Below are 21,026 nucleotides of genomic sequence, written 5' to 3'. Positions count from 1 at the left end.
AAATAAACGCTTAAATAGTTAAGCAAATCAACTTTTATACTTTGGTTTGATTTTTGTATTTATTATAGATGACAAAAGTAAATAATTAAGTACACTATAAAAAGCGAATTAATAATTTGTGTATTAATTAAAAGAAAGTATATTTACTTAATAACTTAAAACAATTTCAAATGAAGAAAGTAGCCTCATTTATAGCAATCTTAATGGTTACAACCATTGGTCTTGCTAAAACGGCCCAAAAATTGATTTTGCTGCCAAGGATAATACTATTGATTATGGTACAGTAAGTAAAGGTGATAACGGGGTTAAGTCCTTTGAATTTACCATGCTTGGAGATGCTCCCCTTAATTATCACATCAGTACAGTCTACAGCAGGTATTAGTATTGTATCTAAACCAAGTGCGGGCAATTATGCCTGGAAAATCAGGTAAAATTGAAGTAAAATTTAATATGGCTCCAGGACGAATAAGAAAAACAATTACTGTTGAAACTAATGCAGTAAATTACCCAGAGGGTCGTGTCGCTTTAAAAATTAAAGGAGAAGTTTCTAATTAACATTCAAATTAAATTCCCATAAAGTCAAATCGCTTCCTAAAATTTAGGAAGCGATTTTTTTTATTGATTTACTTTCGCAGGTTTTATTTATCTACACAGTCCGTAGTTTCAAGTTTATATTTTACACGCTCAAAATCGATAGGCTTACCTTTAGCAAAATAAGTTCTCCCTAAATACGTTTCCATAGCTCCATTACCTACAATAAGTTGTTTTTCTCTTTTTAAAAATGCCATAGGATTTTTGAACTTTTTATCCTTGTTTGTTCCTTCTATAAAAGCATAATCTGCAAATAAAGTATCTCCTTTAAATTCTCCATTGATTTCTCCATTTTTATGTGGTGCGCCAGCAATTTTCATTACCATATCTCCACTTATTTTTCCATTTTTTAAAGTATTTAATTTTAAATCGATAGTATCATTTTCATAGACTGCTTTATAACATTGAACACTTACAATACTTTCAGCATCCGATTTAGCAGCATCGGTTTCTTTCTGAGTTTCATTTTTTTTGCAGCTCTGAAGCATAACACAAGACACAAGCAAAAAAGGCAGGACTAGATTCTTCATAATTAAATATTTTAAGTTCATATATCTTATAAAATTAAATAAAAAAGTGACCAAAAGAAAGGCTTTTAAACAAAATCTTGATTTATTTAAAAGCCTTTTTATTTTAAAACAACATAACGATTTATAAATTCTTAATTACAAATTCACTACGTCTATTTAATTCGTGTTGCTCTTCGTTGCAAGCATCGTCAGTTTTACATTTTACAATTGGCACCGACTCTCCGTATCCTTTAGCAATAATTCTCTTTTTATCAATTCCTGAATCTATCAAATACTCTTTAGTCGATTCTGCTCTTTTTTGAGATAAATTAGCATTGTACTTATCATTGCCTCTGGAGTCTGTATGTGAGCCAATCTCAACCACCATATCTGGATATTTCTTCATTAATTCTACAACTCTATTTAAGATAATTTTAGATTCTTTTCTTATATACCACAAATCATAATCAAAATAAATAGGATCTGTCTTGATAATTAATCGGTCTTTATCTCTTACTACATCTTTTTCTTGTGCAATAATTTTCTCTATCTTTTCTTTTCGGTCTGCAACTGCCTTCTCAGCTTTTTCTTTTTTCCTGATTTCAATTTGAGCAATTTCATTCGCTTTAGCTTTGGCTTCATTTGCTTTTAAAGCAACCAACTCCAATGCTTCTTTTTGTTTTTTCTCTTCAACTAATTTTTTCTCTTCTTGTTTTATAACCTCAAGAGACTTAAGTGCCATTGAAGCATCATTGCTTTTCCCTCTAGTTTTATCTAGAATTAAAGTTCTGGAATTATCGGTATAATTTTCTTTAGATGCCGAAATCGTATAAGATAACTCGCAAGCTACTTTAAAATTAAATCTACCGTCTGCCGAAGTTACTATTGTACGTAATTGCTTGCTTTCTTCCTGTTGAAGAATAACTACAGCATTTTCTAAAGGTAGCTTTGTATCAATATCTGTAATTATTCCTGCAATGAGCTGGTTACAATCTTCAATTAGTAATGGTTTGATTTCGTTTAATTGATATATGTCGTCACTTCCTTTCCCTCCTGCTCTATTCGATGCAAAATATCCTTCTTTGGTATCTGAATCTATAGTAAACGAGAAATCATCCAAATTTGAATTCAATGGCAGACCCACATTGAGAGGTTTTTTATAGGTTCCATCTTTTATTTCGGAAACAAATACATCGAGTGAACCATATCCCAGATGCCCATCAGATGAAAAATAAAGTCTATTATCTTTTGAAACAAAAGGAAACTGCTCTCTCTTATCTGTATTAATCAGCGCTCCTAAATTCAGAGGATTCCCATATGCTCCTTCATTTATAGTTACTGAAAAAATATCAAATGATCCTAATGTTCCTGGCATATCCGAAGCAAAGTATAATGTTTTTTCATCTAAGCTCAATGCTGGATGTTCTACTGAATAATTGTCACTATTAAACGGAAGTGATATCACATTTTTCCATTTTCCTTTTACGAGTTCAGCTCTAAAAATTTGAAGATTCGAAATTTTATCATCATTTTTTCCTCTCCTTCCATTCTTATAATTATTTCGTGTAAAATAAATGGTTTTACCATCTTTTGTGAAAACTGCATTAGATTCGTGCATCCCTGTTTTTAATTCTTTTGCAAAATAATAAGCAATCGAATCTCCTGCATTTATTCTATTTATTGATGCCGAAACTAAATTAAGATAGGTTTCATTATCCCATTTATACATTTTATCAAACAGTCCTGGCTTCTTTTTTACTGCTGCAAAAACCAAACTATCTCCATATTTTACTGCTCCAAACTCAGAATTTTTGGTATTTATGGCTAGATTTTTAATCCTATACCTGTCTCCGATTGCCGAAACATTCTCTAGTTCTTTTGTAGCATTTTCAAAATCTAAATAATCCTGACTGTTTTTAGAATAGTATTGTTTTAAAACGTCACTTGCCTCCTGGTAGCTATTAGTTGCTTTAAGTGCATGAGCATATTTAAAATAGTAGTTTCTATCTAAATCTTTGTCATAATTTTTAATCAGAAGTCTATAATATTGTTGTGCTTTCTTTAGATCATTGGTATAATAATAGGAGTCGGCTAAGTTTTTTATGGCTTCTGCCGAAGGCTTCTCTGAGACTATTTTTTCATATAAGGGAATGGCTTCACTGTAATATGTTTTATCAAAAAAGCGCTTTGCCCGAACAATATTCTGCTCTTGAGCACTAATAAACTGTATTGAAAATACGAATATAATAACTAGTAATTTTTTCATATTTTTCATTTTAAAAGAATCTTGGTGATTTATCATATCCTTTACCTAATAAATCCAAATCAAAAAAGAAGCATAATTTCATGCGTTCCAGAATTAAATTGACCAAAATTAGTTGTCGTATAATCATATGCATAACCTACTCGAATTGCTTTGGTTACGTTTACATTCATTAAAATACTAACTGCATCATTTACTCTGTAAGCAGCCCCCAATTCAAACCTCTCATTATACAAAACATTTGCAGTTATATCTACAGAAGCGGGCGCTCCAACAACAAATCTAGACATAAAAGCAGGTTTCAGTTTAAACATATCACTAAGCTGAAAAACATATCCTGCAGTCAAAAAAGTATGAATGTCTTCAGAGCCATAAGCGTTTATCCCTGATTTTTCTTCGATATGTTTGGACTTCAATAAATTTGGTGCTGACAATCCAACATAAAATTTATCTGTAAAATAATAAGCACCTATACCAATATTAGGCTTGGTAACATTGATATTTTCGGCGAAAGCCATATCGGTTGTTACATCTCCACTCTGAAATTGGAATCCATTAAAATTTGTTTGCAAAGAAGTAAGTCCTGCTTTTAATCCTAGTGAAAGCTTGTTATTTCCTCCTAGCTCTAGTATGTATGCAAAATCGGCATAAAAATTATTCTCTTTTTTAGCACCATCCCCTATATCATCAGAAATCAATGAGACTCCCGCTTCTATTTTATTACTCAAGGAAGTATGTCCAAAAAAATTAAATGTTTTAGGTGCACCAACTGCACCAACCCATTGCGTTCTATATATCGTTCCTAAATTCAACATTGATGGAGTTCCTGTTGCATACGCTGGATTTACCATACTCATATTATACATATAATGTGTGTATTCTGGGTCTTGCTGAGCAGATCCATCAATAATATAGAAAAGAAAACTTATAATTAGTATTACTTTTTTCATCTGAAAATTATATTAAAGTAGGAGTTATCGATTTAAATAAAGACGACCTTGTAAAGGCGGTCTATTATCTTTATTAAAATGGACAACATAAAAATAAACACCATTTGGAGCTACTCCATCAATTATTTTGGAATCAGAATTTTTACCATCCCAATCTGGTTTATTTTTATTGCCTTTAAACATTAAGTTCCCATATCTATTATAAATTTCGAGTGTATAATCGGGATATAAAAAGTCTATATCGGGAATTGCATAAGTGTCATTTGTACCATCCCCATTTGGAGAAAATCCGTCGGGGATAAAGAAATCTGCATATTCTGTAGTAGAACAATTTGTAAGCGAAACTTTTGCGATCAAAACATCATTCGAAAAACAATTGATAGTGGTTGAAAAATCAAACCCATAATATGTCACATTGTCCTGAAGCAAAGTTGTATTGGTTAACTGATTTCCATTATCTTGGGCATCGTACCAAACTATCGAAGCCGAAGCATTGGTATTATGAGATAAATCAGCAATTGTAGGATTATTTATTCCACAAAATTCTTGTCCTTTTGGTTTTAATACTGGCGCTGGTATATCATTTATAGTAACGACACTTAAATTTGCTGGCGATACACATCCGCCTGAAAGCGCTGTTTCTTTAACGTAATAATTACCAGATACCAATACCGTTGAAGCAGACAAAGGTGTAGTAGCCATGACAGAATCATACCATTTATATTGTGTCCCGTTAGGTGTTAAATTAGCAACTGTAGCTCCATCTGATTTACAAAATATTTGAGGACTCGTTGCTGGCGCAATCGGAATAGTGTTTATCAAGAAATCATCAAATAAACCTGTAGGTACAATATCACAAGTTGTTTCATTATTCGTAACTTTTGTAATTGTAACTCTGGTAACCCCTGTATTAGCAAGTAGATTTTGTGGAATAACAAAACTTACTTTCCCACTTGACACAGCTAAGGTTATTATTTGCGCTGCAGCCAAATTACTTCCCGAAATAGTGTATAGAATTGTAACATCTTTTAACGTTCCGAGTCCAGAAATCGAAACTGGTACTGGCTCATTCAAACAATAATCTTTTATTTCTAGCTTAATATCAATTGAATTAGGCAAAGGATTAACCACCATATTTCCTGATACATTTGCAGTATTTGTACAGCCGACAGTGGGATTTGTAATGTTTGTAATCACAACTAATGAATTTCCATCCTTAGCAGTTAAAGTTGATGGTATTATAAAACTTGCTGCTCCATTTACAACAGCAATCGAAGCTACTTGTGCATTGGTATTATTTGCGCCCGTTACTTTATAAACAATACTATATGTTCCATCTGGAAGGCTTGAAGCTCCAGTAATTTGTACTAGCGCGCTTTTATTTTGACAAACTGGATTGATTTTTATTTTTGCCGAATCAAGCTTAGGAATTGGATGAATAGTTAAAACATCTGATAATTTATCAATTATAGTATTACATGCCCCCTCAGTTGTAAAAGAAGTAAATTCAGTAATTTCAATTTTATATTGACCTACCTTTTGAAAAAATATTGACGGCAATGAAAAAGTTACAGAACCGTTATTAATAGTCAACAATTCGGTATTAGTTGCCGATGACGGACCTGATATTTTATAAGTAATATTGTATTGCCCGTTTGGAATAACTTTGGCTCCGCTAGTAAGCTTTGCCGAATAAGTGGCTCTAAGCATATCTGGCTCACATATATCTGAACTAACAACCAATGTCGCTCCTGTAAGATCAATTCTTTTTTCTATTCGTATTCTTACAGTAGCAAAATCAATTTTACATATAGGATGTGGAGTATTACTAACTGTATAAGTAAATGTATAAATTCCTTCTCCGAAAGTCTTATAAATTTTTTGTACATCTATAAAATGATCTTTTATGGATGTAATTTCTCCTGTGTTTTCATTGTCTGACCATTCTCCATTAGGATCTTCACCAGAAAGCCTACTATTTAAATCCAGATTAGAATAAATTGATAAATCATCACTATCACATAACAATAAATTAGCTGGTGCACCTGCTTCTGGTGCTCTATAAACAGTAACAAATACCGTTGAAGAAACGGGCCCTGCACAATCTCCTATAGCTGGAAATGAATATGTAAACTGATAAGTGCCAACTCCTAACTCTTTAGGATTAATAGTACTCCCTACAACAGGCTCTCCTTTTGTATTATTATACCATTTACCATTAGATTGTGGACTTAAAAAAGCTCCATTAAAAACATGAAATAAATCATATGCATTAGCATCTGTACATGCTGCCCCAGTAGGCCCTGAAACACCTGGATATCCTCCAATAGCAACTGTAATTGTTGCCGAGTTATCAGTACAGCCTGGTACTCCTGAAACTGTATAAGTAAATCTATAAAATCCACTTTTTCTTATTAGCTGGGCATTTAAAATTCCTGTAGTACTATCGAGTCCTTGCGAAAGATCATCATCAGTCCAAGTACCTCCAGCGATAGGGCTCCCATCTAGCAATCCAAATAAATCAATCGTTTGACTCGCAGCATTAGGAATATCGCATACACTAGTTTTGGTATCCAAACCCGCACATTGACCAAAATTTTTGATAGGTAATAAAAATAAAGCTAGTAAAAACAAAAGCAACTTTAGTTCAGCAAAGTATTTTTTGGACATATATTATTATTAATTTTTTGTTAAAAATAGTAAATCAATTCCTTAACACCAAAGCCATAGCTTTTTTAATAATTAACATACAAAACGGAAACAAAACAAAGTGTTAAATTTCAGCAATTTAAAACATAGATATTTCTAAATCACAAAATAATCTTATAACTCATCTGTTAGTTGAAACCTGAATTTTAAAATTTGACTATCTCTTTCAACTTCTAAACTTATCCATATATCATCTTCAGATTTTAATAATGTATTTATTTGCTGTAATGAATATCTATACGCCTTATTTTTATTAATACTAATAATAACATCCCCATTTTTTAAGCCTGAACGTTCTGCTGCAGATTTTTTTCGAATATTAGCAATTTCAAAAACTGGTTTTAACTGAAATTTATATCTAAAGTCGCTACTAATTTTTGTCCCATTCTTATCAAAAGTTTCTCCTCCCATAGGAACAGTTTCCAGATGTACCGTTTCTTGCACCCATTGTAATCCATTGTGCTGAATAATGATTCCACTTTTATTATATGTAAAAGGATGAGAGAACTCTCTATTTTTCTTGAAATACATTTTTTGATTTTCGTAGTCAAAAACTACAGTAAATCGTCTCAATATCTCTCCTCCTACAGAACCTATTCTATCAGGAACCATTTTCACATTTCGAATGGAAGTAGAATCTGGAAAGGCAACAATAGGATGTATGAAATCGAAATCTCCAATAGAAAATTTTGGAATTCTAGCTCTTCTTCCTTCAATATCACCACTGAATCCTTTTCCTAAATAATCTTCAAAATTTCTCTTTGGTAATTTAATCTTTGGATTTTGAAAAACCCAAAAAGAGTCACTATTTCCCGTATCGATTAGCAACTTAGCAGGAATTCCTAGACTATCAATAACTACATTTGAATAAAGATAAGGTTTTGCTCTCTCGATTGTGATTGGAATATTTTTGAATTTTTTCTCTAATTTTTTTCTATACTTGGCCGTATCTCGATAGACCGTTACTTTTTTATTCTGATAATTTATTTCAACCAGATTATTTTGAAAAAATCGATAGCCAATAATTCCATTTACAGGAATACCTATATGTGATGATAAATTAAATTCCTGATCTAATATAATATACAATAGATTATTGCTCGATTTCAAACCATTTATTTCTAATGTATTATTAGTAGACTTTAAACCTTCAATAGACTCTTCGATCCCTAAACCTCTTAGTTTTATTTTCTCAATATTAAAGAATCGTACCTCTTTTTTATCTTCTAAACTAAAAAGTACGGTATCGTCTACTCCATAATCTAATAAAAAATTTAATTCGACACCATTGACATTTATAGGTATAAAAATTAAATTATTTATTAACTTAAAGGGAATAGTAACTCTATCTGTACGCTCATCAATAACAAATCCCTGCTGCGCAAATGCAGTAACAGTGATTATTTGCAAAAAAAACAAAGTAAATTTTCTTTTCATTAAGAGTATTTCTTATAAAAATACTAAAATTTTAGTTAATTAATACAAATTCACAACTACATATATTGTTTACGTTAAATTCGAAAAAAAAATGCAAATTTGCACTTCAATAATTTAGATCATGCCAAAAATTTCAAGCAAAGGCAAAAACATGCCCGAATCACCGATACGAAAACTTGCTCCTTATGCTGATATAGCTAAGAAAAAAGGACATAAAGTGTATCACTTAAACATTGGTCAACCTGATATAAAAACACCCGAAGTCGCCATCGCGGCCATAAAAAATATTGATTTAAGTATTATTGAATATAGTCCATCTGCAGGCTATGAAAGTTATAGAAAAAAACTAGCTCAATTTTACCAACACCAGAACGTAAACGTAAATAAGGAAGATATAATTATTACAACTGGAGGTTCTGAAGCTTTGCTTTTTGCATTAGCAACAATTACCGATCCGGGAGACGAAATTATTATTCCTGAACCTTTTTACGCTAATTATAATGCTTTCTCGGCTTCAACTGGCGCAACTGTAGTTCCTGTTATTTCAAACATTGAAACAGCATTTGCTTTACCTAGTATTGCTTCTTTCGAAAAACTGATTACACCAAAAACAAAAGCTATACTAATATGTAATCCTGGAAACCCAACTGGATATTTATATTCTGAGTCTGAGATTTTACAATTAGCAGATTTAGTTAAGAAACATGATTTATACCTAATTGCCGACGAAGTATATCGTGAGTTTACCTATGATGGCGACATTCATTATTCAGTAATGAATCTAAAAGGTATCGAACAAAACGTAATTATGATTGATTCGGTTTCTAAACGTTATAGTATGTGTGGTGCTAGAATTGGATGCTTAATTTCTAAAAATAAAGATGTCATTGCAACAGTAATGAAATTTGCACAAGCTCGTTTAAGCCCACCTACCATTGAACAAATTGCTTGTGAAGCTGCTATTGACACTCCTCAAAGTTATTTTGATGAAGTAATTTCTGAATACAGAGGACGAAGAGATACTTTAATCGCTGAGCTTAATAAAATAGAAGGAGTTATAGTTACCAAACCTAAAGGAGCATTTTACTGTATCGCTCAATTACCTATTGATAATGCAGATGATTTTGCACAATGGCTATTAGAAAGTTACGATTATAACGGTAAAACTGTCATGATTGCTCCTGCTGCAGGATTTTACTCAACTCCAGGAATGGGATTAAACCAAGTACGTATTGCATATGTCTTAAACAAAGAAGATTTAATTCAAGCTGTTACTGTTTTAAAAGAGGCTCTTTTAGTATATAATGCTAAAAAATAGGAGGCAATAAAAAAAACATATAGTTAATAAAATGCAAATGGCAACAACGATTAAAAGTTGTTGTCATTTCTGTTTTAGGCACATACGGGTCTCAGAATTAATTTATATCTAAAAACTGCACATTAAATAGTAGAAACGATAGAAACTGTTTCCCTTTTATTAATTATCTTTACGCACTCAAAAAGATATACCCATTATAATAGTAGTTTTTAATGATAAATAACGAAGATTTTTTAGACGAAATAGGTGACAATCATATCGGATCAAGTGCGCAAAACCCAATTAGAGAAGATGCTTTTGCAATTACTGACGATGAAAAAATTGAAAAAATAAAGAAAGATGTTGAAAATATTCTGATTACACTTGGAATGGACTTAACAGATGACAGTTTAAAAGGTACTCCAAATAGAGTAGCTAAAATGTTTGTTAAAGAAATTTTTGGAGGACTTAATCCTGTAAGAAAGCCTAAAGCATCTACTTTTGATAATAATTATAAATATGGCGAAATGTTGGTTGAAAAAAACATTACGCTTTATTCTACCTGCGAACACCATTTATTACCAATTATAGGAAGAGCCCATGTTGCTTACATCTCTAACGGAAGAGTAATTGGTCTATCAAAAATGAACCGAATTGTTGAGTATTACTCTAAAAGACCTCAGGTACAAGAGCGCTTAACTATGCAAATTGTTCAAGAATTACAAAGAGCACTTGGTACTGAAGATGTAGCTTGCGTTATAGATGCAAAGCACCTTTGTGTAAACTCAAGAGGAATTAAAGATATTGAAAGCAGTACTGTAACATCTGAATTTGGTGGTAAATTTAAAGATCCTCAAACAAGAAGAGAATTTTTGGACTACATTAAATTAGAAACACAGTTCTAATTTATAACCTCTTTCAAAACTATATTTATGAACTAGCCCTGATGCTTCTTTAGCCAGTAAAAGATATAGCGAACAGCAGGAATAGCTTCAAATCAATAATCAAACAGTAAAATAACATGCCTTTATATACAAGTCAACATCTAAAAATATACAATTCACTTTCAGGTGAAAAAGAGAATTTCAATCCTATTCATGAAGGAAATGTTGGAATGTATGTTTGCGGGCCTACGGTTTACAGCAATGTACACCTAGGAAATGTAAGAACTTTTATGTCATTTGATGTAATTTTTAGGTATTTTTTACATTTGGATTACAAAGTGCGCTATGTACGAAATATTACTGATGTTGGTCATATTGTTGATGATGTAGATGAGGGAGAAGATAAAATTGCCAAAAAAGCACGTTTAGAGCAATTGGAACCAATGGAAATTGTACAGCGTTATACTGTAGATTTTCATGACATTCTTAAAGCTTTTAATTTTTTACCTCCTAGTATTGAACCTACTGCAACTGGTCATATTATTGAGCAAATTGAGATTGTCAAAAAAATAATTGACACTGGAATTGGTTACGAAGCAAATGGTTCAGTATATTTTGATGTTGTAAAATATAACGAAACCAATAATTATGGTATTTTAAGCGGGCGAAATATCGAAGATATGCTAGCTAATACACGTGATCTTGACGGTCAATCAGACAAAAGAAACCCTCAGGATTTTGCTCTTTGGAAAAAAGCAGAACCACAACATATAATGAGATGGCCTTCACCATGGAGCGATGGTTTCCCTGGCTGGCATCTTGAATGTACTGCAATGAGCACTAAATATTTAGGCAATCATTTTGACATTCACGGTGGTGGAATGGATTTAAAATTCCCTCATCATGAATGTGAAATTGCTCAAAACGAAGCTTGTACTGGTCAGAGTCCAGTAAATTATTGGATGCATGCAAACATGCTTACTCTAAACGGAAAAAAAATGGCTAAATCAACTGGGAATAATATTTTACCTGGTGAAATTTTGAGCGGAGAAAACACTATTCTTAGCAAACCTTTCTCTGCTTCTGTTGCACGTTTTTTTATGTTACAAGCACATTACCGAAGCATCTTAGATTTTTCGGATGATGCTATTGTTGCTGCCGAAAAAGGATACAAACGATTAATGGAAGCGCTCGATTCATTAGATTCGATTACCCCAAGTACCTCTTCATCAATTAACATTGCTAGCTGGAAACAATTATGCTACGATGCCATGAATGATGATTTTAACACTCCTATTTTAATCGCACAATTATTCGAAGCCGTTCGTTATGTTAATTTATTAAAAGAGAAAAAGGAAACTATTACCTCTGAAGATTTAAATAACCTAACAACTTCATTAAAAGCATTTGTGTTTGACGTGCTAGGGCTTAAAGATGAAAAAGCATCAGACACGAATAATGACAAATTGGAAGGTGTTGTAACTATGCTAATTGGAATGAGAAATCAAGCAAGAGCTGATAAAGACTTTGCTCTTTCTGATAAAATTAGAGATCAATTGATTGAATTAGGTATTCAATTGAAAGACGGTAAAGACGGAACTTTATTTAGTGTCAATTAGCCAAAACAATTAAATTTTATTAATTGCTTAATGAAATTTGAGTTATGATTAACGATTCTTGATTTCAGACATCCTTTGAAAGAAAAATTATAACTGTTTAATTTATTTAAAAATTCAAATATGTTTAAGCATTTTTTTCGTTCCTTTATTTCAAAATCGTTAATCTACAAGTTTAAGTGATGAAGATCCTCATATATCCATTTGTTTTACTTGTACGGTTTTACCAGAATGCGATTTCTCCCTTTACTCCTGCTGCTTGCCGTTTTGAACCAACGTGCTCAAGTTATATGATTGAAGCCTTACAAACGCATGGTTTATTTTATGGCGGCTATTTAGGAATCAAACGAATACTCAGTTGCCATCCATGGGGAAGAAGCGGTTACGACCCTGTTCCCGAGAAAAAATGCAACCACAAACATTAACTTTTTATAAAGTATAACTCTATTTTAAATTTTTATTTTTACAACATAAAAATATACTACTACATGATACACGCTTTAAACATTGTTTGGAATCCTTCGGAAGGAATTGATTTAGGTTTTTTTATGATTCGATATTACAGCCTAATGTTTGTAATCGCCTTTGGATTAGGATGGTACATAATGAAACAAATTTTCGAACGTGAAAACGAACCTATAGATAAATTAGACTCGCTTTTTATCTGGACAGTTTTAGCTACTTTAGTTGGAGCTCGCTTAGGCCACGTATTATTTTATGATTGGGAATATTACAGAAATCATATCTCAGAAATCTTTTTACCATTTCGTTTCAGTCCAAATTTTGAGTTTACAGGCTACCAAGGTTTAGCTAGTCATGGTGCAGCAGTAGCAATTATAATTGCAATGTACTATTACAGCAAAAAAATATTAAAACGACCTTTATTATGGATATTAGACAGAGTTGTACTTCCTGTTGCCAGTGGAGCAATATTTGTACGTCTAGGAAACTTCTTTAACTCAGAAATCATTGGGAAAGAAACAGATTCTGTTTTTGGAATTCGCTTTTTACATGATACATTTAGCAAAAATGATGCTGTAAACCAAACACAAATTGCAAACCCAAAAGAAGCATATACTGCAATTGCCACTGACCCAAAATTTACTGATCTATTAGCACAAGTTCCAGTAAAACATCCCACTCAACTGTATGAAGGATTTTGTTACATTTTTGTATTTGCTATTCTTTACTATTTATATTGGAAAACAAATGCTAGCCAAAAACCAGGATTTTTATTTGGTTTGTTTCTAGTTCTTTTATTTGTAGTTCGTTTCATTGTTGAATTTGTAAAAGAAAGTCAAGGCGGTATTGAAAGCGAATTAGGCCTATTTTCAACAGGACAATGGCTAAGTATTCCGTTTATTATAGTAGGAGCCTACTTTATGATCAGAGCCAATAAAAAATCTTCTTTAAGCTAAATAAAACAAACACATAAAAAAATACCCGACACCATTTAATGAGTATCGGGTATTTTTTTGTTTTATTATTATAAGTTTCTATTTAGCATTTAATCTCTTTTATATCTAACAATTTTGATACCTACAACAAACATTGCTCTTCCACCTCAACCATACCAAGTCGTTGCTTATCACTTCATCTAGCTAAACAACCAACAAGTAACTACATCCACATGCAATTACAGATTTAACTATTCCTCTATTTGTTACGAACAATTTCACAGCATTCTAAGCTAGCTTTACGACGTAAAAGAGCAGAAATAATAACCAACTGACGAAGTAAATCCCACCAAGAACTTTATTACTTATCGAATTCTTTACCCCTCTTAAAAACATAGCTGCATTATCAATGTTTGGCCCCACCTAAGATTTTACAGCATTATACCTGTATACCAATATTTTAAACTCCACTATATTTCAAAAAAACTTGCACAAAAAAAAGGACCCAATTTTCATTGGATCCTTTTCTTTAAATAACACAAAGGTTATTCAGCATTTTTATGTCTTTCTTCGATAGCAATCTTATCAGCAGAAGAGATAGAATCTACTAACACTGGAGTTGCAATAAATAATGAAGAATATGTTCCTACAATAATACCAACCAACATAGCAAAGATAAATCCTCTAATTGATTCTCCTCCAAAAATAAACATGATCAATAATACCACGATCATTGTTAATGAAGTATTAATTGTTCTCGACATTGTTGTATTAATAGAGTCATTTACAATCTGCTCAAAAGAACCTTTTGTTTTTCCTGCTAAGAATTCACGAACCCTGTCAAATACAATAACTGTGTCATTCATTGAGTAACCAATAACAGTAAGGATCGCCGCAATGAAGTGCTGATCTACTTCCATACCAAATGGCATAAATTTATAACATAATGAATAAATACCTAATACGAAGATAACATCATGAGCAATAGCTGCAATTGCACCTAAGCTAAACTGCCATTTTCTAAAACTTATCATCAAATATAAGAATACAATTGCCATTGCTCCAAGTACAGCCCAATAAGCATTTGTTTTAATATCTTCTGCAACTGCCGGTCCAACTTTTGAAGCTTGAACTATACCTAGTTTTTTACCTTCATAAGCATTAACAAATTTATCATAAGTCAACCCTTCTGAATAATATTTTTTCAAATTATCAAACAACAATTTATTTACTTCTTCATCAGCTTTAACACCGTGGTCTGCAACTTTGTATTTAGTTGTAATTTTTAATTGGTTGTCCTTACCAAAAACTTTTGCTTCTGCACTACCAAAAACTACAGCTAATTCATCTTTTACAACTTCTGCCTGAACAGGTTTTTCAAAACGAATTTGGAATGTTCTTCCTCCAACAAAATCTACACCTTGATCAAGTCCATTTATACATAATGATACAATACTTACTACCACTACAACACTTGAGAATAAATAAGTCCATTTTTTAACTCCTAAGAAATTAAAATGGAAGTTATTAAACATGTTTTTAGAGAAATTAGTTACGAATGTTAAATCATTCTTTCTACTAATGTTTCTATCAATAAATATTCTAGCTATAAAGATAGAAGTAAATAAAGAGGTAATAATACCTATTAATAAAGTTGTAGCAAAACCTTTAATTGGTCCTGAACCAAATATAAATAATACAGCTCCAGTTAAAATATGCGTTACGTTTGCATCTGTAATAGATGACATTGCACCTCTCCAGCTATATGAAGTTTTAATTGCTTCGTCTAGAGTTTTACCTGCACGCAATTCTTCTTTTGCTCTTTCATATATAATAATATTCGCATCTACAGCCGTTCCCATTGTTAATACGATACCTGCAATACCTGGTAAAGTAAGAACCGCTCCTAAACTTGCCAAAATACCAAATAAGAAAAGTAAGTTAACTGCTAATGCAAGATTTGCATACCAACCTGCTTTACCATAATAAATCATCATCCAAAGAGATACTAAAAGTAAACCTACGATAGCAGAAGTTGTTCCATTATCAATAGCTTCTTGTCCCAGGGATGGCCCTACAACTTCTGACTGAACAATGTCTGCAGCAGCAGGTAATTTACCAGCTCTTAATACGTTTGCTAAATCTTTAGTTTCTGTAACATCAAATACACCTGAAATCTCTGATCTTCCTCCTGAAATTGGACCACTAGAAACTCCTGGAGCAGAATATACGATATCATCTAAAACGATAGCAATATTACTTTTTTGAGTATAAGCTCTTCCTGTTAATTCTTCCCAAGACTTAGCCCCCTGACTGTTCATTTGCATCGATACAGCTGGTTTACCCATTTGGTCAAAAGTATCTTTAGCATCAGTTACAACACCACCACTCATTGCAGCAACGTTATCTCTATTTCCTTTTAAAGCATATAACTCAATAGCTTCAATTTCTTTTCCTTTTGCGTCTTTAATATCTGTTGGTTTACCCCAAACAAATTTTGCATAATGTTGATCCGGAGCTAATAATACTCTGATGTCAGATCTTTTTAAATAGCTGTTTACAACAGCAGTATCTTTTGGTGAGAAAAGACCTAAAATTGGTCCACCACCTTGACCTATCATTTTATCAAATAAAGGATTATTCCCTTTTTTAGTGGCAAGTGAATCTTTACCACCTGTAAGTAAATCATTCAATGAATCTTTAACTACAGCTTTAGTTTCAACTTTATTGATTTCGGTTTTCTTCAAGGCTTCGTTAGCAGCCATTAAGAAGTTTCCCATTTCTTCAATTTTGTATGTTTCCCAAAACTCTAATTGAGCAGTACTTTGCAATAATTTCTTGATTCTATCAACATCTTTCGCACCTGAAGTTCAACAAGAATCCTTCCTGTTTCTCCAATTTTTTGAATATTTGGCTGTGTTACACCAAATTTATCGATACGTTTTCTTAGTACTCCAAAAGCACTATCTACAGACTCATCAACTTTTCTTTTGATTACTTTTTTTACTTGAGCATCACTCATTTGGAAATCAATTCCACCTTCACCTTGCAAACTTCTGTTAGCAAAGATATCTGGAGAAGCTAATTTTACTGTTCCATTTGAATTTGCTTCAAATGCTTCAAAAAACGCATCTAAATACGTTTGATTTCCTTTTTGATTTGCAGTTGCATCCGCTAATGACTTATTAAAAACTGGATTTTTAGAATTATTAGCCAATCCTTTCAAAACGTCTTTTACAGAAATTTGAAGAATAACATTAATTCCTCCTTCTAAGTCAAGACCTTTATTGATTTGCTTATCTTTTACTTCGTTAAAAGTAAAACTAGTAAATCCTAGATTGAAAACTTTTTCTTTACCAATAGAATCCAAATATTTAATTTCTTTATCAGGATCGTTTCCTGCGAAAGATTTCGCATCACTTTTTACCTTATCAGCGACAAAAGTGAAGGAAAGTTGGTAAATACTTACCAATGCAAATAGAATTGCGAAAAATTTAATAAGTCCTTTATTCTGCATTATTACTAAAAATTAATTATGTTTTATAGTTTGTTTTGTTTTAAATCATACAAAACCAAGCCTTTGAGCAAGTTTTTATATTTAAATAACGGAATTATGAATTACATCATTTTTTTTAAACCGAGCAAATATATAATTAACGAAAAGATTAACCAATTTATTTATTAATTAATCTCAAAAAAAAGACTGCAAAAGTGCAGTCTTCTTCTATTTACTCGTAAATCTTATACTAAAATCGCCTTTAAAGCGTCATTCATTCCTCTAACTGCATCTGCGCTTTTAGCAAATAATGCTTTTTCTTGGTCATTCAATTTGATATCTAAGATTTCTTCAACACCATTTTTACCAATAATACATGGTACACCAATACAAATATCATTTTGCCCATATTCGCCTTCAACAAAAACAGAACATGCTATCATTTTCTTTTGATCATTCAAAATACTATCAACCAAATATGCTACTGAAGCTCGCGCATACCAAGCAGACGTACCTAAAAGTCCAGTAAGCGTAGCTCCTCCACCATAGTATCAGCAGCTACTTTTTGTAAAACTTCTTCAGAAAGGAATTCTGTTACAGGAATACCATTATATGAAGCTAAACGTGTCAATGGAATCATTGTTGTATCTCCATGACCTCCAATTACCATAGCTGAAATATCATTAGCCGGCTTATCTAATGCTAAAGACAAATAGGTTCTGAAACGAGAACTTTATCAAGTGCTCCTCCCATACCAATTATTCTATTTTTTGGTAATCCTGTTGATTTCAATGCTAAATAAGTCATTGTATCCATAGGATTAGAAACAACTACAATTATTGTATCTGGCGAATGCTTCAATACATTTTCAGCAACTGTTTTCACAATCCCAGCATTGATTCCAATTAATTCTTCGCGAGTCATCCCTGGCTTTCTAGGAATCCCTGATGTAATTACCACTACATCACTACCAGCAGTTTTAGAATAATCATTTGTTACCCCAAGTTACTTTGGTATTAAAACCAGTATTTGTAGCACATTGCATAATATCTAAAGCTTTACCTTCAGCAAAACCTTCTTTGATATCCAACAATACTACTTCGCTTGCAATTCCTCTATAAGAAATAACGTCTGCACAAGTGGCTCCAACGTTTCCTGCTCCTACAATGGTAACTTTCATATTTTAAAATTTATTCGGTTATTAGTTATTTTTTGTTAATTCGTTTTTTTGCTAATTATTATTTGCTTTGTAATTAATAAAGAAGCAAAAGACATTTAAACAAATATAAATAATTAAACTTTTTTAAGCATCAATTTTAGCATAAACTGCATTCTTCTCGATAAATTCTCTACGAGGAGGAACCTCATCCCCCATTAACATAGAGAAAACTCTATCTGCTTCTGCTAAACTATCAATATTTACCTGACGTAAAGTTCTGAAGTTTGGATCCATTGTAGTTTCCCACAACTGCTCAGCATTCATCTCCCCAAGACCTTTATAACGTTGATCGCAGCGCTTCCACCCATTCTTTCGTTAGCCTGATCACGTTGAACATCATTCCAAGCATATTCTTTTTTATTTCCTTTTTTAACCAAATATAAAGGTGGAGCAGCAATATACACGTGTCCCTCCTCTATTAACTCTTTCATAAAACGGAAAAAGAACGTTAATATCAAAGTAGAAATGTGGCTACCATCGACATCGGCATCACACATAATAATTACTTTATGGTAACGTAGCTTTTCTAAATTCAATGCTTTACTATCTTCAGCAGTACCAACTGTTACTCCTAAAGCTGTAAAAATATTACGAATCTCTTCGTTTTCAAATACTTTATGATGCATTGCTTTCTCAACATTCAGAATCTTACCACGTAATGGCAAAATTGCTTGAAATGCACGATCACGTCCTTGTTTTGCAGTTCCACCTGCCGAATCTCCCTCGACAAGATATACTTCGCAACGTGCTGGATCTTGCTCTGAACAATCAGACAATTTTCCTGCAATCCGCCTCCACCCATAACGGTTTTACGCTGTACCATTTCACGTGCTTTCTTAGCTGCATGACGAGCTTGAGCTGCAAGAATAACTTTCTGAACAATGATTCTAGCATCATTCGGATTTTCTTCCAAATAATTCTCAATCATTTCACTCACCGCCTGACTTACCGGTGAAACAACTTCTCTATTTCCTAGTTTCGTTTTTGTTTGCCCCTCAAATTGTGGCTCAGCTACTTTTACCGAAATAATTGCTGTAAGTCCTTCACGGAAATCATCTCCTGAAATATCAAATTTCAATTTATCTAACATTCCAGATGCATCTGCATATTTCTTTAACGATCTGGTTAATCCAGTTCTGAAACCTTGCAGGTGAGTACCTCCTTCGTGTGTATTGATATTATTTACATAAGAAAAAATATTCTCTGTATAACTTGTATTATAAATCAAAGCTACTTCTACAGGAATTTCTCCTTTTTCATGATCCATAGAAATAACGTGTGCAATAATTGGCTCAACGGTTTCCATCCAAATAACGAATGTATTCTTTTAATCCCTCGTCAGAATGAAATACCTCTTGTTTTGAATTCACCTTTTTCATCAACTTCTCTTTTATCAGTAAATGTAATTGTAATTCCTTTATTTAAGAAAGAAAGCTCACGCATACGAGCTGACAAAGTATCATAAGAGAACTCTGTAGTTTGTGTAAAGATTGTTTCGTCAGGAAAAAAGGTTACAATAGTTCCTCTTTTTGTAGTTTCACCAATTTGCTTAACAGGATACAACGCTTTTCCTTTTTCATATTCTTGCTCATATATCTTTCCATCGCTACTGTGAACAGTTGCTCGCAGGTGATTTGACAAGGCATTTACTACCGAAACCCCAACACCGTGTAAACCTCCAGAAACTTTATATGAATCTTTATCAAATTTACCCCCAGCACCAATTTTAGTCATTACAACCTCTAATGCCGATACACCTTCTTTTTTATGTATATCTACTGGAATACCACGACCATTATCTTCCACACTTACAGATCCATCTTCGTTTATCGCTACACCAATGGTATCACAATGCCCTCCCATGGCCTCATCAATAGAGTTATCTACTACTTCATAAACCAAATGATGTAGTCCTCGAACACCCACATCTCCAATATACATCGATGGACGCATTCTTACATGCTCCATTCCCTCTAATGCCTGAATACTATCTGCTGAATAATTGCTCTTCTTGATTTCTTCGCTCATATAATTTATTCTAAAAATGTAATATTTGTCTAACACGCAAATATATAAAAACGCAAATTATATATCCGTTAAAATACCATCTAAAGCACTTAAGTTATCAACATATTATTAAAAAATCCTGTTTTTTATAGCATAAAAAACAAAATCTGTAACTATTATAAATAACAAAATTCCAAAACGAACATTCAACATGCTGTTTTGAAATTTTACTAATTGACTTTCTTATTATTTCTAATTCAAAATATAACTCATTTTATTAAACTACAACTCCCGATTTAGCAATTTCTATATCTGCTTTTACGTGAGCCTCATTTGCTCTTCCGCTTGGATCTTGATTTTCTTGCCATTTTGGAATCCATTTTCTAACAGTTTGTGCTGCACTAACCTGTGGATAGTACTTATGAAATACTGACCTATAAAAATAAGCTTCTTTTGTTGTTGGTGAGTTATAAGGAAACTCAGCCACTGCTCCAGCTAATTGCTCATCTGTAACTTTTGATGAACAATATTCAATTAATTCATCAATCCAGTTGTACCCTACTCCATCTGAGAATTGTTCTTTTTGTCTCCACAATACTAGGTGCTGCCTCCCTAACAACAGGAGCATGTATTAATTATTTAGCAATACGT

The 21,026-nt window shown here is 32.5% G+C and carries 10 protein-coding genes and 5 pseudogenes; 6 read left to right on the top strand and 9 right to left on the bottom strand.

Annotation, left to right across the window (positions count from 1 at the left end):
- The first annotated feature begins 170 nt into the window (after window positions 1–170).
- A pseudogene (locus AC1RYN_RS02890) lies at window positions 171–555 on the top strand (DUF1573 domain-containing protein).
- Between the two features lie 83 nt (window positions 556–638).
- Here the strand turns inward: AC1RYN_RS02890 and AC1RYN_RS02885 are convergent.
- The 5 genes from AC1RYN_RS02885 to AC1RYN_RS02865 form a co-directional block, all read right to left on the bottom strand.
- The gene (locus tag AC1RYN_RS02885) at window positions 639–1,121 is read right to left on the bottom strand and encodes a hypothetical protein (protein WP_481805757.1); all 483 of its coding nucleotides are present in this window, start codon (window positions 1,119–1,121) and stop codon (window positions 639–641) included.
- A 121-nt stretch (window positions 1,122–1,242) separates the two neighbouring features.
- Window positions 1,243–3,366: an OmpA family protein gene (locus AC1RYN_RS02880; protein ID WP_481805756.1), complete on the bottom strand. Its 2,124-nt coding sequence runs from the start codon at window positions 3,364–3,366 to the stop codon at window positions 1,243–1,245.
- Between the two features lie 59 nt (window positions 3,367–3,425).
- On the bottom strand, window positions 3,426–4,313 hold the full coding sequence (locus AC1RYN_RS02875) for a PorP/SprF family type IX secretion system membrane protein (RefSeq protein ID WP_481805755.1): 888 nt from the start codon (window positions 4,311–4,313) through the stop codon (window positions 3,426–3,428).
- Between the two features lie 24 nt (window positions 4,314–4,337).
- Window positions 4,338–6,983, bottom strand: a complete 2,646-nt coding sequence (locus tag AC1RYN_RS02870) for a T9SS type B sorting domain-containing protein (RefSeq protein ID WP_481805754.1) — start codon at window positions 6,981–6,983, stop codon at window positions 4,338–4,340.
- A 153-nt stretch (window positions 6,984–7,136) separates the two neighbouring features.
- Window positions 7,137–8,459, bottom strand: coding sequence for a PDZ domain-containing protein (locus AC1RYN_RS02865; protein WP_481805753.1), 1,323 nt, complete (start codon window positions 8,457–8,459; stop codon window positions 7,137–7,139).
- Window positions 8,460–8,580: 121 nt separating this feature from the next.
- Here AC1RYN_RS02865 and AC1RYN_RS02860 point away from each other — a divergent pair, with 121 nt between their 5' ends.
- The 5 genes from AC1RYN_RS02860 to lgt all read left to right on the top strand — a co-directional run bounded on the left by AC1RYN_RS02860 (window position 8,581) and on the right by lgt (window position 13,674).
- On the top strand, window positions 8,581–9,777 hold the full coding sequence (locus tag AC1RYN_RS02860; RefSeq protein WP_481805752.1) for a pyridoxal phosphate-dependent aminotransferase: 1,197 nt from the start codon (window positions 8,581–8,583) through the stop codon (window positions 9,775–9,777).
- 212 nt (window positions 9,778–9,989) lie between these two features.
- Entirely contained in the window at window positions 9,990–10,661 is a 672-nt protein-coding gene (gene folE / locus AC1RYN_RS02855) for a GTP cyclohydrolase I FolE (RefSeq protein WP_129537629.1), read from the top strand.
- Window positions 10,662–10,777: 116 nt separating this feature from the next.
- Window positions 10,778–12,259 (top strand): cysteine--tRNA ligase, encoded by a 1,482-nt coding sequence (cysS, locus tag AC1RYN_RS02850; RefSeq protein ID WP_481805751.1) that lies wholly within the window; start codon window positions 10,778–10,780, stop codon window positions 12,257–12,259.
- Window positions 12,260–12,438: 179 nt separating this feature from the next.
- Complete coding sequence (gene yidD, locus AC1RYN_RS02845) at window positions 12,439–12,681, top strand: membrane protein insertion efficiency factor YidD (protein WP_481805750.1); 243 nt, start codon at window positions 12,439–12,441, stop codon at window positions 12,679–12,681.
- Between the two features lie 63 nt (window positions 12,682–12,744).
- Window positions 12,745–13,674 carry a prolipoprotein diacylglyceryl transferase gene (lgt, locus tag AC1RYN_RS02840; protein ID WP_481805749.1) on the top strand — a complete coding sequence of 310 codons (930 nt, stop codon included), beginning with the start codon at window positions 12,745–12,747 and terminating at the stop codon, window positions 13,672–13,674.
- Between the two features lie 524 nt (window positions 13,675–14,198).
- Here the strand turns inward: lgt and secDF are convergent.
- The 4 pseudogenes from secDF to AC1RYN_RS02820 all read right to left on the bottom strand — a co-directional run.
- A pseudogene (secDF, locus tag AC1RYN_RS02835) lies at window positions 14,199–17,170 on the bottom strand (protein translocase subunit SecDF).
- A gap of 224 nt (window positions 17,171–17,394) precedes the next feature.
- Window positions 17,395–18,329: pseudogene (locus tag AC1RYN_RS02830) on the bottom strand (malate dehydrogenase).
- A gap of 123 nt (window positions 18,330–18,452) precedes the next feature.
- Window positions 18,453–20,396: pseudogene (gene gyrB / locus AC1RYN_RS02825) on the bottom strand (DNA topoisomerase (ATP-hydrolyzing) subunit B).
- A 256-nt stretch (window positions 20,397–20,652) separates the two neighbouring features.
- A pseudogene (locus AC1RYN_RS02820) lies at window positions 20,653–20,973 on the bottom strand (asparagine synthase B); the annotation flags it as partial.
- Window positions 20,974–21,026 lie beyond the last annotated feature (53 nt).

Source organism: Flavobacterium sp. TC780 (assembly GCF_056783245.1).
The sequence above is the reverse complement of the archived record's forward strand: the minus strand, read 5'-3'. Positions and strand labels throughout refer to the sequence as shown.